The organism is Cupriavidus sp. 05L310 (genome assembly GCF_056398185.1).
On sequence record NZ_JBFTOX010000011.1, the window covers coordinates 57,001 to 70,378 of the forward strand.

Consider the following 13,378-nt stretch of genomic DNA (forward strand, 5'->3'; position numbering starts at 1 on the left):
GGCGGTCTCCGTATCAGGAGGACTTGGCCACGGGGCTGGCCTCACCCCCGGCTGGCGCGGACTGGGCCGACGGGGCGGAAGCCGGCACGCTGCCCACCCCCACGGCGGCCGGCGGCGCTTCGCCGGTGATCTTGACGGGCGCGCCCGGCGCAAGCTTGCTCGCGCCGTCCACCACCACCGTCTCGCCGGGCCCCAGGCCCTGGGCGATGCGCCACATCGAGCCGGAGAGGTCACCCACGGTCACCGGCCGGGGAGCGGCCTTGCCGTCCTTGTCCACCACGAAGACCAGGTCGCCCTTGGGCCCGTGGACCACGGCGCGCTGGGGCACCACGATGGCACCGGGTCGCGTGGCACCGCTCACCAGCACCCGCACGAACTGGCCGGGGCGCAGTGTGCCCTCGGGGTTGGGCATCTCCGCGCGTACCAGGTACGTACCGGTCTGCTGGTTGTAAGTGGCATCGGCAAAGGTAATGCGGCCCTTGCGGGGAAACTCGCTGCCGTCGGCAAGCACCACGGTGACCGCGTAGTGCTGGTCGGGAGGCGGCACCATCTGCTTGCTGGCCTGCTGGGCGCGGAATTCGAGAGTCTGGGGTTCGGAGACACTGAAATTGATGCGCATCGGCGTCAGCGTGGACACCGTGGTCAGCAGGCTGTTGGTCGTGCTCACGTAGGCGCCCTCCGGCAGCACGGCGGAACTGGACACGCCATCCACCGGCGAGCGCACATAGGTGTAGGACAGGTTGAGCTGCTGCTCCTCGACCTGTGCGCGGGCCTGTTCCACCCCGGCCGCGGCGGCGTGATAGTTGCCGGTGGCATCGTCGAGGTCTTTCGCCGACAGCGCGTTGCGCTCCGCCAGCGGCTTGACCCGTGCCAGGTTGGCGCGCGCCACCTCCAGCCGGGCGCGCTCTTGCGCCAGTTGCGCCTTGGCTGCGTCGAGCTGGGCCTGGAAGGGCTTGTGGTCGATTTCGAACAACAACTGGCCGGCCTTGACCATGGCACCTTCCACATAGGCCCGCTTCACCAGGAAGCCGGACACCCGGCCGCGGATGTCGACCGCCTGGTCGCTCTGGGTCTGGCCCACGAACTCGAAGGTGACAGGCAGATCCTGCGCCACGGTCTTGACGACCTGCACCGGTACCTCCTGCTGCGCCGCAGGCGGCGCTTCCTGCTTGCCGCAGGCGGCCAGCGCCCACGCTGCCACCACCGGCAGCAATGCCGTCCACCGCCGACCCGTCCGCTTCATTTCCAACCCTCCCGCATTCGCCTGGCCGGCCGGCGGCTGCCGTACGGACGCAATTAGCCCGGCAAGTTAAGCGCAGGAGCGAAAAGCGCACAATTCAATCTTTTTTGCGGCGTGTTAAGTACTTTAGAGAGCACCGTGAAACCGCCCGCCCCCCGTGGGGTGCGGCTTTCAATACTTGTCAGGGTACGCATCTTGCGTTGGCCGGAAGGCGCTGTGCCCAAAACCGTGCCGGCCTCTTGAATGTGCCCGCCGGCAGCCTCAACTAGCCACGTCATGCATCGCGCGGCAAAAGCGCCGCCGGCCAGACACGCGGGTACGGCTGCGAGCACGCAGGCTGCGAAACACTGGCTCTTCGCCTGCGGTTACACCTGCGCCATCGCGCCGGAATGATGTAAAACAAAACAGGACGCCACAAATTTCCGTGCGCCCGCTCTCCTGGAGGCGGCATGCCCCCTCGCACCACCGTTTTCGTCGCGGCCATCGTGGTCGGCCTGTTGCACGGCTACATCGGCCTGCGCCTGTTACCCGACCTGCCCGTGGCGTTCGCCGTCAAGGCACTTGCCGTGGCGTGGCTGGCGCTGTCCTGGCCGCTGATCCCCGCCGGCCTGCTCGCGCGGCGCCTGGACCAGCCATGGTGCGACGCGCTCACCTGGGTAGGCATGCTGGCGATGGGGTTCTTTTCCTCTCTGCTGGTGCTGACGCTGGCGCGCGACATTGTGCTGCTGGCGGGCGCCGTCACTGGCTGGCACCCGGCCTGGCTGCTGTCGCGCACCGCTGCCGCGGTACCGGTGCTGGCGCTGCTGGTTACCGCGCTGGGGCTGTTCAATGCGCGGCGGCTGGCGCAGGTGGTGGAGGTGGAAGTGCCGATCGCCGGCCTGCCCGACTCGCTGCACGATTTCACCATCGTGCAGATCAGCGATATCCATGTTGGCCCCACCATCAAGCGCGCCTATCTGGAACGCATCGTCGCGCGCGTCAACGAGTTGCAGCCGGACGCCATCGCCATCACCGGCGACCTGGTCGACGGCACGGTACGCGAGCTGGCGCCGCACACGGCGCCGCTGGGCGACCTGAAGGCGCGCCACGGCACGTTCTTCGTCACCGGCAACCACGAGTACTACGCCGGCGCCGAGCCGTGGATCATCGAACTGCGCAGGCTGGGCCTGCAGGTGCTGATGAACGAGCACGTGGTGATCGGGCAGGATGAAGACGCACTGGTGCTGGCCGGCGTGACCGATTATTCCGCCCACCGCTTCGACGAAAGCCATCGCAGCGACCCGGCGCGCGCGCTGGACGGCGCGCCATCTGTCGTCGCCGCGCGTGTCCTGCTGGCGCACCAGCCGCGCACCGCGCCCGCCGCTTCCAACGCTGGCTTCGACCTGCAGCTTTCCGGACATACGCATGGCGGCCAGTTCTGGCCGTGGAACCTGTTTGTGCCGATGCAGCAGCCCTATACCGCCGGGCTGAACCGGCATGAGGCAATGTGGGTGTATGTGAGCAGGGGCACCGGCTATTGGGGGCCACCCAAGCGCTTTGGCGCGCCGTCGGAGATTACGAAGCTGAAGCTGGTGCCCAAGCCAGCGCCGCCGCTCAATGCGGATGTGGCGTAATACGCGGACACGCAAAAAGCAAAGGGCCCCGCGCGAGCGGGGCCCTTGTCCGTTGGCGGCCCGTAACCGGATGCCGCCAGGATGATCGTGCTTATCGCGCGATAGGCTTGTAGCGGATACGCTTCGGCTTGGCGCCCTCTTCACCCAGGCGGCGCTTCTTGTCCGCCTCGTATTCCTGGTAGTTGCCAGGGAAGAACTCCACGTGCGACTCGCCTTCGAATGCCAGGATGTGGGTGGCGATCCGGTCCAGGAACCAGCGATCGTGCGAGATCACCATCACGCAGCCCGCAAACTCCAGCAGCGCGTCTTCCAGCGCGCGCAGCGTTTCCACGTCCAGGTCATTGGACGGTTCATCGAGCAGCAGCACATTGCCGCCGGAGATCAGCGTCTTGGCCAGGTGCAGACGCCCGCGCTCGCCGCCCGAGAGCGTGCCCACGTGCTTCTGCTGGTCCGAGCCCTTGAAGTTGAAGCGGCCGATATAGGCACGCGACGGCGTTTCGTAGCGGCCCACGGTCAGCACGTCGGCGCCGCCTGAGATCTCCTCGAACACGGTCTTGCTGCCGTCGAGCGCATCGCGGCTCTGGTCCACGTAGGCCATCTTCACGGTCGGGCCCACCTTGATCTCGCCGCTGTCCGGCGTTTCCTTGCCGGTGAGCATGCGGAAGAAGGTCGACTTGCCGGCGCCGTTCGGGCCGATGATGCCGACGATGGCGCCAGGCGGCACCTTGAAGCTGAGGTCATCGATCAGCAGGCGGTCGCCATAGGCCTTGCTCACACCGTTGAATTCGATCACCTCGTTGCCCAGGCGCTCACCCGCGGGGATGAAGATTTCCTGGGTTTCGTTGCGCTTCTGGTATTCCTGGCTGTTCAGTTCGTCGAAGCGCGCCAGACGCGCCTTGGACTTGGCCTGGCGCCCCTTCGGGTTCTGCCGCACCCATTCCAGTTCCTTGTGCAGCGCCTTCTGGCGGGCCGACTCGCTAGACTCTTCCTGTTTCAGGCGGGTTTCCTTCTGGTCCAGCCAGGAGCTGTAATTGCCCTTCCAGGGGATGCCGTGGCCGCGGTCCAGTTCCAGGATCCATTCGGCCGCGTTGTCCAGGAAGTAGCGATCGTGGGTCACAGCCACCACGGTACCGGGGAAGCGCGTGAGGAACTGCTCCAGCCACTCCACCGATTCCGCATCCAGGTGGTTGGTGGGTTCGTCTAGCAGCAGCATGTCGGGGCGCGACAGCAGCAGGCGGCACAGCGCCACGCGGCGCTTCTCGCCGCCGGACAGGTTGCCCACCTTGGCGTCCCAGGGCGGCAGGCGCAGCGCGTCGGCTGCGATTTCCAGCTGCAGTTCGGCGTTGTTGCCGTCGCTGGCCGCGAGGATCGCTTCGTACTTGGCCTGGTCCGCCGCCAGCGCGTCGAAGTCGGCGTCCGGTTCCGCATAGGCCGCGTAGATCTCATCGAGCTTCTGGCGTGCCTCGAACACGCCGCCCAGCGCGGCTTCCACCGATTCGCGCACCGTCTGTTCGGGATCGAGCTGCGGTTCCTGCGGCAGGTAGCCGATGTTCAGGTTGGGCATGGGCGTGGCCTCGCCCTCGATCTCCTTGTCGATGCCCGCCATGATCTTCAGCACGGTCGACTTGCCCGAGCCGTTCAGGCCCAGCACGCCGATCTTGGCGCCCGGGAAGAAGGACAGCGAGATGTCCTTGAGAATGTGACGCTTGGGCGGAACGATCTTGCCCACGCGGTTCATGGTGAAAACGTACTGTGCCATGCGAATCCGAGTGAATTGGGGGAGGTGAAATGGGGGAATCGGCCAAGTGTAGCAAAGCCGGTCCGGCCGCGGCCCGTCAGGACGCTTTCCCGGCGCGCAAGTTGCCGGCCGGGCGCCTGCGCGCGCGGGTCAGGCTGGACGTCAGCCGGCGGTAGGCGATATCCATGTGCCGCTGTATCAGCGCGCGCGCCAGCTCGGGATCCTTGCCGCGCAGCGCCGCCAGCACGGCGCGGTGCTCCGTGATCGCCCGCGCCCATACCTCGGGCGTTTCGAAGTGGCTGTCCAACTGATCGAACAGCGGGCCCAGGCGCAGGTCGAAGAGCCGCCGCACCACGCCCACCAGCACGCTGTTGCCGGTGGCCTCGGCCACGCGCACGTGGAACAGGCGGTCGGCATCGAGCGGCGTGAGGCCCGCGGCGGCATCGGCGGCCATCTGCGCGATCGCCTCCTCGATGGCGTCGAACTGGGCCTTGCGCCCGCTTCTTGCCGCCAGCGCGGCAACCTCGCCTTCCACCAGCGCGCGGGCGCGGATCAGTTCGAGCGGTCCCTCCTCGCCGGACAGGTCGAAGCCCGCATCGGCGTGCGAAGGTGGTTCGCACACATAGATGCCCGAGCCCATCCGCACTTCGATATAGCCCTCGACCTCGAGCGCGATCAATGCCTCGCGCAGCGACGGCCGGCTCACGCCGAGCTGCACCGACAGATCCCGCTCCGCCGGCAGGCGCGAGCCCACCGGAAACTCGCCGGCCAGGATCAACCCGCGCAACTGGTTGCTGATCTGGCGGTAAAGGCGCTGTGGCTCGATCGATTGGATAGGCATGGACAAGCAGCCCCGAGTGGCCAGCACAGATCTCCAGTGCGCGAATCGTGCGCTGGCGGTTGCGGTGTTTCGCAGTCCCGCGCCGCCGGCTCGCGGCGCGAGATTGGTTTGACCAGTTGTCCAGTCCGCTGAAGTCTAGGCAGCGCGCTGTTCAATGTCCAGGCGCAACGCGAATGCACTGCAGCATCGGCAACGGCACCGCGCGCGGCGGTAGAGACGGCAGTAGAGACCCCTAATTGGTAATACCAGTTTACCTGTCGATAGTCCTGAACTAGACTCCGCTCACTCGGCATGCGCGCGGCAAGGCAGTGGCGGTCGCAGGCATCCGGATCTGCATCGCACAAGAAAGCGGGCATCAGCACACGTGGCGCGAAAGCGCTGGACGTCGCTACGCGGCCCCCGCAGAACGCAGGAGACCCGAGTGAACGACGAAAAACCGCCGAAGCCCCCGGTGCACCCCGTGCGCCGCAGCCAGGCCTGGTTCGGCCGGCTTGACCGCGATGGCTTCATCTACCGCTCGTGGCTGAAAAACCGCGGCATTCCCCACGATCAGTTCGACGGCCGCCCGGTCATCGGCATCTGCAACACGTATTCCGAACTCACCCCCTGCAACTCGCATTTCCGCACGCTGGCCGAACAGGTCAAGATCGGCGTATGGGAAGCGGGCGGCTTTCCGCTCGAATTCCCGGTGATGTCGCTGGGCGAGACCATGCTGCGCCCGACCGCGATGCTGTTCCGCAACCTGGCCAGCATGGACGTGGAGGAATCGATTCGCGGCAATCCGATCGATGGCGTGGTGCTGCTGATGGGCTGCGACAAGACCACGCCGGCGCTGATGATGGGCGCGGCGTCCTGCGACCTGCCCACCATCGGCGTCTCCGGCGGCCCGATGCTGAGCGGCAAGTTTCGCGGCGGCGAGCTGGGCTCCGGCACCGATGTCTGGAAGATGTCGGAAGCGGTGCGGGCCGGACAGATGTCGCAGGAGGATTTCTTCGAAGCCGAAAGCTGCATGCACCGCTCGCATGGCCACTGCATGACCATGGGCACCGCGTCGACCATGGCCAGCATGGTGGAAGCACTCGGCATGAGCCTGCCCGGCAACGCCGCGATTCCGGCGGTGGACGGCCGCCGCAATGTGCTGGCGCGCGCCTCGGGGCGCCGCATCGTGGAGATGGTCAAGGACAACCTGGTGATGTCGCGGATCCTCACCCGGCCTGCCTTCGAGAACGCCATCCGCGTCAACGCGGCGATCGGCGGCTCGACCAACGCGGTGATCCACCTGCTTGCCATCGCCGGCCGCATCGGCGTCAAGCTGAGCCTGGAAGACTGGGACGCATTGGGTCACGAGCTGCCCTGCCTGCTCGACCTGCAGCCCTCCGGGCGCCACCTGATGGAAGACTTCTATTACGCCGGCGGTCTGCCGGCGGTAATCCGCGAACTGGGCGCGGTGCTGGCGCGCGACGCGCTGACCGTCAACGGCAAGACGCTGTGGGACAACTGCAAGGACGCGCCCAACTGGAACCGCGAAGTCATCCACGCCTTCGACGCGCCCTTCAAGGCGAACGCGGGCATTGCCGTGCTGCGCGGCAACCTGTGCCCCGACGGCGCGGTGATCAAGCCCTCCGCCGCCACCCCGGCGCTGCTCAGGCACACGGGCCGCGCGGTGGTGTTCGAGAACAGCGAGCATATGCACCAGCGCCTCGACGACGAATCGCTCGATGTGGACGAAACCTGCGTGCTGGTGCTCAAGAACTGCGGCCCGCGCGGCTACCCCGGCATGGCCGAGGCCGGCAACATGCCGCTGCCGCCCAAGGTGCTGCGCAAGGGCATCACGGACATGGTCCGCGTCTCGGATGCGCGCATGAGCGGCACTGCCTACGGCACAGTGGTGCTGCACGTGGCGCCCGAGGCCGCGGCCGGGGGCCCGCTCGCGCTGGTGCGCGACGGCGACATGGTGGAGCTGGATGTACCCGCGCGCAAGCTGCACCTGCATGTCGGCGACGAGGAATTGCAGCGCCGCCGCGCAGCGTGGCAAGCGCCTGCGCTGCCGATGGAACGCGGCTGGACCCGGCTCTATGTCGAGCACGTGCAACAAGCCAACCTGGGCGCCGACATGGATTTCCTGGTGGGCAAGAGCGGCGCCGCCGTACCCAAGGACAACCACTGAGACGCGTTGTCGCAACGCGGCTTTCCGCAGCTTTGCATTCGCGACGAACGGCCGCTCCCGGCATGAACGGCCAACGGAGACACCACGCATGGCATCGGTTCAGATTCGCGGCATCCAGAAGTACTTCGGCAGCACGCAGGTCATCCGCGGCGTGGACATCGACATCGCCGACGGCGAGTTCACCGTGCTGGTGGGACCATCCGGCTGCGGCAAATCCACGCTGTTGCGCATGATTGCCGGGCTGGAGGAAATCACCACCGGCGAGATCGCCATCGGCGGCCGGGTGGTCAATCGCCTGCCGCCAAAGGAGCGCGACATCGCCATGGTGTTCCAGAACTATGCGCTCTACCCGCATATGACGGTCTACGACAACATGGCTTTCTCGCTCAAGCTCGCCAAGGGGGATAAGGACGAGATCAGGCAGAAGGTGGACAAGGCTTCCGCCATTCTCGGCCTGGGCAGTTTGCTGGATCGCTACCCGCGCCAGCTTTCGGGCGGCCAGCGGCAGCGGGTGGCGATGGGACGCGCCATCGTGCGCGATCCGCAAGTGTTCCTCTTCGACGAGCCGCTCTCCAACCTCGACGCCAAGCTGCGCGTGCAGATGCGCGCGGAGATCAAGGAGCTGCACCAGCGCCTGCGCACCACCTCGGTCTACGTCACGCATGACCAGATCGAAGCCATGACCATGGGCGACCAGATCGTGGTGATGCGCGACGGCCGCGTGGAGCAGCGCGGCAAGCCGCTGGACCTCTACGACCATCCCGACAATCTCTTCGTGGCCGGTTTCATCGGCTCGCCCGCGATGAACTTCGTGCCCGGCGTGCTGCGCCGCCAGGGCGGCGATACGGTTGTCGAGTTTCCCGATGGCACGCGCCTGCCGCCCCCCACGCGCTTCGACGCCGGCGCCGGGACCGACGGCCAGCGCGTGATCTATGGCGTGCGGCCCGAGCACCTGAGCCTGGACGCGACCGGCCAAGGCCTGCGCAACCGCGTGTCGGTAGTCGAGCCTACCGGCGCCAACACCGAGATCTATTCGCGCTTCTGCGAAACGGACTTCATCTCGATATTCCGCGAGCGCCATGACTTCGCCGCGGGCGACATCCTGAACCTCGTGCCCGACCACCAGCACACCCACCTGTTCGATGCCGACACGGGCCAGTCGCTGCTGCGGCACGGCACGCCGGATGCGCAGGGTGATCCGGGAAACAGGCATGACCAGCACGGGGCGGAACCCCTGACCACGGAGGAGACAAAACGATGAGCGCACCGACCAACTTCACGAGACGCGATTTCCTGGCATCCACGGCTGCCGTCGCCGCCACCACGGCGCTGGGCGGCCATGCCTTCGCCGCGCCCGCCCCGCTGCTGTACAAACCGGAAGCGGGCGCCAAGCTGCGGGTGCTGCGCTGGAAGCGCTTCGTGCAGGGCGACGAAGACTTGTGGAACGCCAACACCAGGAAGTTCTCCGAACTCACCGGGATCGAGGTGCGGGTCGACAACGAAGGCTGGGAAGACGTGCGCCCCAAGGCCGCCGTGGCGGCCAGCGTTGGTAGCGGGCCGGACATCATCGTCGGCTGGTTCGACGACCCGCAACAGTATCCCGACAAGCTCGTCGACATGTCGGACCTGGCCACCTACCTCGGCGGCAAATACGGCGGCTGGTACGACGTGTGCCGCAAATACGGCACGCACAACGGCAAGTGGATCGGCCTGCCGCTGGGCGTGGTGGGCAACGCGCTGGTCTATCGCGAGAGCCATGTCAAGGCAGCGGGCTTTGAGACCATCCCCAAGGACCTCGCCGGCTTCCTCAAACTGTGCCAGGGGCTCAAGGCCAAGAACACGCCCTGCGGCTTCGCGCTGGGCAAGGCGGTCGGCGACGGCAACAACTGGGCGCACTGGCTGCTTTGGTCGCATGGCGGCATGCTGGTCGATACCAAGGGCAAGGTCGTGGTCAACTCGCCCGAGACCTGGGCCGCGCTGGAGTATGCCAAGCAACTCTATGCCACCTTCGTGCCCGGCACGCTGTCCTGGCAGGACCCGTCGAACAACAAGGCCTTCCTGGACGGCCAGGTCAGCCTGACCGCCAACGGCATCTCGGTCTACTACGCGGCCAAGAATTCGAAGGAGCCCAAGCTGCAGGAGATGGCGCGGGACATCCAGCACGCGCACTTCCCGATCGGCACGTCCGGCAAACCCACCGAACTGATGCAGATCACGCAAATGATGCTGTTCCGATATTCCAAGTTCCCGAACGCGGCCAAGGCCTACCTGCAATTCATGATGGAACCGGAGCAGTACAACCCATGGATGGAAGCCGCCATCGGCTACGTCAGCCAGCCGCTCAAGGCCTACGAGGCCAACCCGATCTGGACGGCCGATCCCAAGCACACCGTCTATCGCGACTCCGCCGCGCTGATGCTCGACAACGGCCACGCCGGCCCGCTGGGCACCGCTTCGGCCGCGTCCATGGCTGACTACATCGTGCTCGACATGGTGGCCGAGGCGGCCAGCGGTTCCAAGACGCCGAAGGAGGCGGCGGCGCGCGCGGCGCAGCGTGCCGAGCGCTACTACAAGGCGTGATGTCGCCAACGCCCGAAGCAGGGAAGGCGCGGCGGCACACCGCCGCGCCGCCGTTCTGAAGATCCGGTCCGGCGTTTCCAGCGCCGGACCGGCAGCCGCCGAGGTGATCCATGCTATCCCGCCTGTTGAACAACCGCCATACGCTGGGGCTGCTGTTCATGCTGCCCACGGCGCTGTTGCTGCTGGTCTTCCTGACATATCCGCTCGGCCTCGGCGTCTGGCTCGGCTTCACCAATACCAAGATCGGCGGCACCGGCGAATGGATCGGGCTGGCCAACTACAGTTACCTGGCCGGCGACTCGCTGACGCAACTGGCGCTGTTCAACACGCTGTTCTACACGCTGGTGGCCAGCGTGCTGAAGTTCGCGCTGGGGCTGTGGCTGGCGCTGCTGCTCAACAAGAACCTGCCGTTCAAATCGTTCTTCCGCGCCATCGTGCTGCTGCCGTGGATTGTGCCGACGGCGCTGTCGGCGCTGGCCTTCTGGTGGATCTATGATGCGCAGTTTTCCATCATCAGCTGGAGCCTGGTCAAGCTCGGGCTGATCGACCGCTATATCGATTTCCTCGGCGACCCGTGGCTGGCCCGCTTCTCCACCATCGCCGCCAATGTCTGGCGCGGCATTCCCTTTGTCGCGATCTCCCTGCTGGCCGGGCTGCAGACCATCTCGCCCACGCTGTACGAAGCGGCATCGATCGACGGCGTCACGCCGTGGCAGCAGTTCCGCTATGTCACGCTGCCGCTGCTGACGCCGATCATCGCGGTGGTGATGACCTTCTCCGTGCTGTTCACCTTCACCGATTTCCAGCTGATCTACGTGCTCACGCGCGGCGGCCCGCTCAACGCCACTCACCTGATGGCCACCCTGTCCTTCCAGCGCGCGATTCCCGGCGGTTCACTGGGCGAAGGCGCGGCGATCGCCACCATGATGGTGCCCTTCCTGCTGGCTGCCATCCTGTTCTCTTACTTCGGCCTGCAGCGGCGCGGCTGGCAACAGGGAGGCGACAAATGAAAGCGAAAGCGATGAGCGCGCCCGAGCAGCAGGGCATGGACTACCTGCAATCGATACCGCGGCGCTGGGTGACCATCTACATCCCACTAGGCATCTTCGTCTTCGTGCTGCTGTTTCCGTTCTACTGGATGGCGATCACCGCCTTCAAGCCGGATGGCGAACTGCTGATGCGCAGCGCCAACCCGTTCCTGGTGATGGCGCCCACCTTCGCGCATTTCAAGAAGCTGCTGTTCAACACGCCCTACCCGGCCTGGCTGCTCAATACCGTGATCGTCTCGACGGTATCGACCTTCGCCTCGCTGGCCGCCAGCGTGCTGGCCGCCTACGCGATCGAGCGGCTGCGCTTCCAGGGCGCGAAGCAGGTCGGGCTGGCCATCTTCCTGGCCTACCTGATCCCGCCCTCGATCCTGTTTATCCCGCTGGCATCGATCGTGTTCCAGCTCGGCCTGTTCGATACGCGCTGGGCGCTGATCCTGACCTATCCCACCTTCCTGATCCCGTTCTGCACCTGGCTGCTGATGGGCTACTTCCGCTCCATCCCTTACGAACTGGAAGAATGCGCGCTGATCGACGGCGCCACCCGCTGGGAGATCCTGGTCAAGATCATCCTGCCGCTGGCCGTGCCGGGACTGATCTCGGCCGGCATCTTCGCCTTCACGCTGTCGTGGAACGAGTTCATCTACGCGCTGACCTTTATTTCCTCGTCGGAAGTGAAAACGGTGCCGGTGGGCATCGTCACCGAGCTGATCGAGGGCGACGTCTACCACTGGGGCGCGCTGATGGCAGGCGCCTTGCTGGGCTCGCTGCCGGTAGCGCTGGTGTACTCGTTCTTTGTCGAGTACTACGTGTCGGGCATGACGGGGGCGGTGAAGGAATAGGCGGCAAAGGGCCGGACAAGCGCAACGGCACCGGGCATGAACGCCTGGCAAGGGCAGGTTAAAATGCCCGTTGTCCCGCCGCCAACCGCCGGCACCGCCGAACCACCCCGTATTCAAGCCCGATCCGATGAGCAAACCCGCCCGCACCCTCACCTTCAAGTGCAAGAAGTGCACCAAGCCCGTCACGCTGTTTCTGCAGAAGGTATCCGCCTGTTCGCACATCACGCCATACCAGGGCTGGTGCAAATGCGGTGAGCTGGTTCGTCACGCCACCGGCGACAAGGATGCGGTCGAGTCCTTCGTCTCCTCCGTCGACGGCAACTGGGCACACCACCACCATCACCACCATTGAGCAACCGTAGCCATCCCGCTCCCGCCAGCGAAACCTGGCGCCCCGGCGCCAAGGATCCGCTGCGCTTCCTGAGCGCGTATCCCGATGCCGTGCTCGACCAGGTGCGCCAGCTGGTTGCCGCCAATCGCCTTGGCGAGCACCTGGCGAAGAAATACCCGGCCCGGCACACCGTGCAGACAGACCGCGCGCTGTACGACTACACCGCCGAACTGAAGCAGGAATTCCTGCGCACCGCGCCGCCGGTCCACAAGATCGCGTTCGACGCGAAGATCGACGTGGTGCATCGCGCGCTCGGGCTGCACACCGCCATCTCGCGCGTGCAGGGTGGCAAGCTCAAGGCCAAGAAGGAAATCCGCGTGGCCTCGCTGTTCAAGGAAGCGCCGCCCGAATTCCTGCGCATGATCGTGGTGCACGAACTCGCGCACCTGAAGGAAAGCGATCACAACAAGGCGTTCTACCGCCTGTGCGAATACATGGAGCCGGCGTATCACCAGCTCGAGTTCGACACGCGCCTGTTCCTGGCGTGGCGTGAACTGGAGCAGGCACAGCGCTAGCCCCCTCGCCTCTCAAGCCTCAAGCCTCAAACCGCGCCCGGGCTCACCACCACTGTCTTCCGATACGTCCCCTGTGCCGCCAGGCGATGCAGCACGCACACCTGCACGTTGCCGGCGAAAGCGGCCTGCCTGACGGCTGCCGCCATATGCGCCAGCACGACCGCGGCCATGGCGGCCTGCACCGGCTCCGGCCGCGCATTGGTCATCACGAGATGCGTCACGACGAAGCCGGCTTCGGGGTCGTCGCCGGTCAGCGCAACCTCCGCCACCAGCAGGCGGCTCTTGAGATCCGCCAGTTGCGCGTAGCCATGCCCTGCGAGTTCGCGGTGCACGCCGGCGAACACATGCGCGAAGTCGATCCTGTCCGCGAGTTGCCGCGTGGTTTCGGTAATCAGGTGCGGCATG

The 13,378-nt window shown here is 66.1% G+C and carries 12 protein-coding genes; 8 read left to right on the top strand and 4 right to left on the bottom strand.

Annotated features, from left to right (window positions below; all coding sequences use genetic code 11):
- Positions 1–13 precede the first annotated feature (13 nt).
- On the bottom strand, positions 14–1,243 hold the full coding sequence (locus tag AC1DS6_RS10200) for an efflux RND transporter periplasmic adaptor subunit (RefSeq protein ID WP_441628931.1): 1,230 nt from the start codon (positions 1,241–1,243) through the stop codon (positions 14–16).
- Positions 1,244–1,689: 446 nt separating this feature from the next.
- Here AC1DS6_RS10200 and AC1DS6_RS10205 point away from each other — a divergent pair, with 446 nt between their 5' ends.
- A complete protein-coding gene (locus AC1DS6_RS10205) occupies positions 1,690–2,853 on the top strand; it encodes a metallophosphoesterase (protein ID WP_441628929.1) in 1,164 nt (387 codons plus the stop codon).
- Between the two features lie 91 nt (positions 2,854–2,944).
- Here the strand turns inward: AC1DS6_RS10205 and ettA are convergent, their stop codons facing one another.
- Positions 2,945–4,612 carry an energy-dependent translational throttle protein EttA gene (gene ettA / locus AC1DS6_RS10210; protein WP_441628927.1) on the bottom strand — a complete coding sequence of 556 codons (1,668 nt, stop codon included), beginning with the start codon at positions 4,610–4,612 and terminating at the stop codon, positions 2,945–2,947.
- Positions 4,613–4,688: 76 nt separating this feature from the next.
- The gene (locus AC1DS6_RS10215) at positions 4,689–5,432 is read right to left on the bottom strand and encodes a FadR/GntR family transcriptional regulator (protein WP_441628925.1); all 744 of its coding nucleotides are present in this window, start codon (positions 5,430–5,432) and stop codon (positions 4,689–4,691) included.
- Positions 5,433–5,853: 421 nt separating this feature from the next.
- On the opposite strand from AC1DS6_RS10215, the gene AC1DS6_RS10220 reads away from it, so the two are divergent.
- From AC1DS6_RS10220 to AC1DS6_RS10250, 7 genes are all read left to right on the top strand, one after another.
- Positions 5,854–7,599 carry an IlvD/Edd family dehydratase gene (locus AC1DS6_RS10220; RefSeq protein ID WP_441628922.1) on the top strand — a complete coding sequence of 582 codons (1,746 nt, stop codon included), beginning with the start codon at positions 5,854–5,856 and terminating at the stop codon, positions 7,597–7,599.
- 88 nt (positions 7,600–7,687) lie between these two features.
- On the top strand, positions 7,688–8,860 hold the full coding sequence (locus AC1DS6_RS10225; RefSeq protein WP_441628919.1) for an ABC transporter ATP-binding protein: 1,173 nt from the start codon (positions 7,688–7,690) through the stop codon (positions 8,858–8,860).
- Positions 8,857–10,179 carry an ABC transporter substrate-binding protein gene (locus tag AC1DS6_RS10230; RefSeq protein ID WP_441628917.1) on the top strand — a complete coding sequence of 441 codons (1,323 nt, stop codon included), beginning with the start codon at positions 8,857–8,859 and terminating at the stop codon, positions 10,177–10,179. Before AC1DS6_RS10225 ends, AC1DS6_RS10230 begins: the two co-directional genes overlap by 4 nt.
- Before the next feature lie 110 nt (positions 10,180–10,289).
- Entirely contained in the window at positions 10,290–11,189 is a 900-nt protein-coding gene (locus AC1DS6_RS10235; protein WP_441628915.1) for a carbohydrate ABC transporter permease, read from the top strand.
- Positions 11,186–12,067 carry a carbohydrate ABC transporter permease gene (locus tag AC1DS6_RS10240; protein WP_441628913.1) on the top strand — a complete coding sequence of 294 codons (882 nt, stop codon included), beginning with the start codon at positions 11,186–11,188 and terminating at the stop codon, positions 12,065–12,067. The genes AC1DS6_RS10235 and AC1DS6_RS10240 overlap by 4 nt, the downstream gene beginning before the upstream one ends.
- Before the next feature lie 127 nt (positions 12,068–12,194).
- Positions 12,195–12,419 (top strand): hypothetical protein, encoded by a 225-nt coding sequence (locus AC1DS6_RS10245; protein WP_441628911.1) that lies wholly within the window; start codon positions 12,195–12,197, stop codon positions 12,417–12,419.
- A 59-nt stretch (positions 12,420–12,478) separates the two neighbouring features.
- Positions 12,479–12,973, top strand: a complete 495-nt coding sequence (locus AC1DS6_RS10250) for a M48 metallopeptidase family protein (protein WP_441628969.1) — start codon at positions 12,479–12,481, stop codon at positions 12,971–12,973.
- A 26-nt stretch (positions 12,974–12,999) separates the two neighbouring features.
- Here the strand turns inward: AC1DS6_RS10250 and AC1DS6_RS10255 are convergent, their stop codons facing one another.
- Positions 13,000–13,377, bottom strand: coding sequence for a hypothetical protein (locus AC1DS6_RS10255; RefSeq protein WP_441628909.1), 378 nt, complete (start codon positions 13,375–13,377; stop codon positions 13,000–13,002).
- Between the last annotated feature and the right edge of the window lies 1 nt (position 13,378).

Excerpts from the sequence above, each read along its gene's own strand:
- AC1DS6_RS10200 (WP_441628931.1), bottom strand. The coding sequence starts at position 1,243 with ATGAAGCGGACGGGTCGGCGGTGGACGGCATTGCTGCCGGTGGTGGCA.
- AC1DS6_RS10205 (WP_441628929.1), top strand. The coding sequence starts at position 1,690 with ATGCCCCCTCGCACCACCGTTTTCGTCGCGGCCATCGTGGTCGGCCTG.
- ettA (WP_441628927.1), bottom strand. The coding sequence starts at position 4,612 with ATGGCACAGTACGTTTTCACCATGAACCGCGTGGGCAAGATCGTTCCG.
- AC1DS6_RS10215 (WP_441628925.1), bottom strand. The coding sequence starts at position 5,432 with ATGCCTATCCAATCGATCGAGCCACAGCGCCTTTACCGCCAGATCAGC.
- AC1DS6_RS10225 (WP_441628919.1), top strand. The coding sequence starts at position 7,688 with ATGGCATCGGTTCAGATTCGCGGCATCCAGAAGTACTTCGGCAGCACG.
- AC1DS6_RS10230 (WP_441628917.1), top strand. The coding sequence starts at position 8,857 with ATGAGCGCACCGACCAACTTCACGAGACGCGATTTCCTGGCATCCACG.
- AC1DS6_RS10235 (WP_441628915.1), top strand. The coding sequence starts at position 10,290 with ATGCTATCCCGCCTGTTGAACAACCGCCATACGCTGGGGCTGCTGTTC.
- AC1DS6_RS10240 (WP_441628913.1), top strand. The coding sequence starts at position 11,186 with ATGAAAGCGAAAGCGATGAGCGCGCCCGAGCAGCAGGGCATGGACTAC.
- AC1DS6_RS10245 (WP_441628911.1), top strand. The coding sequence starts at position 12,195 with ATGAGCAAACCCGCCCGCACCCTCACCTTCAAGTGCAAGAAGTGCACC.
- AC1DS6_RS10255 (WP_441628909.1), bottom strand. The coding sequence starts at position 13,377 with ATGCCGCACCTGATTACCGAAACCACGCGGCAACTCGCGGACAGGATC.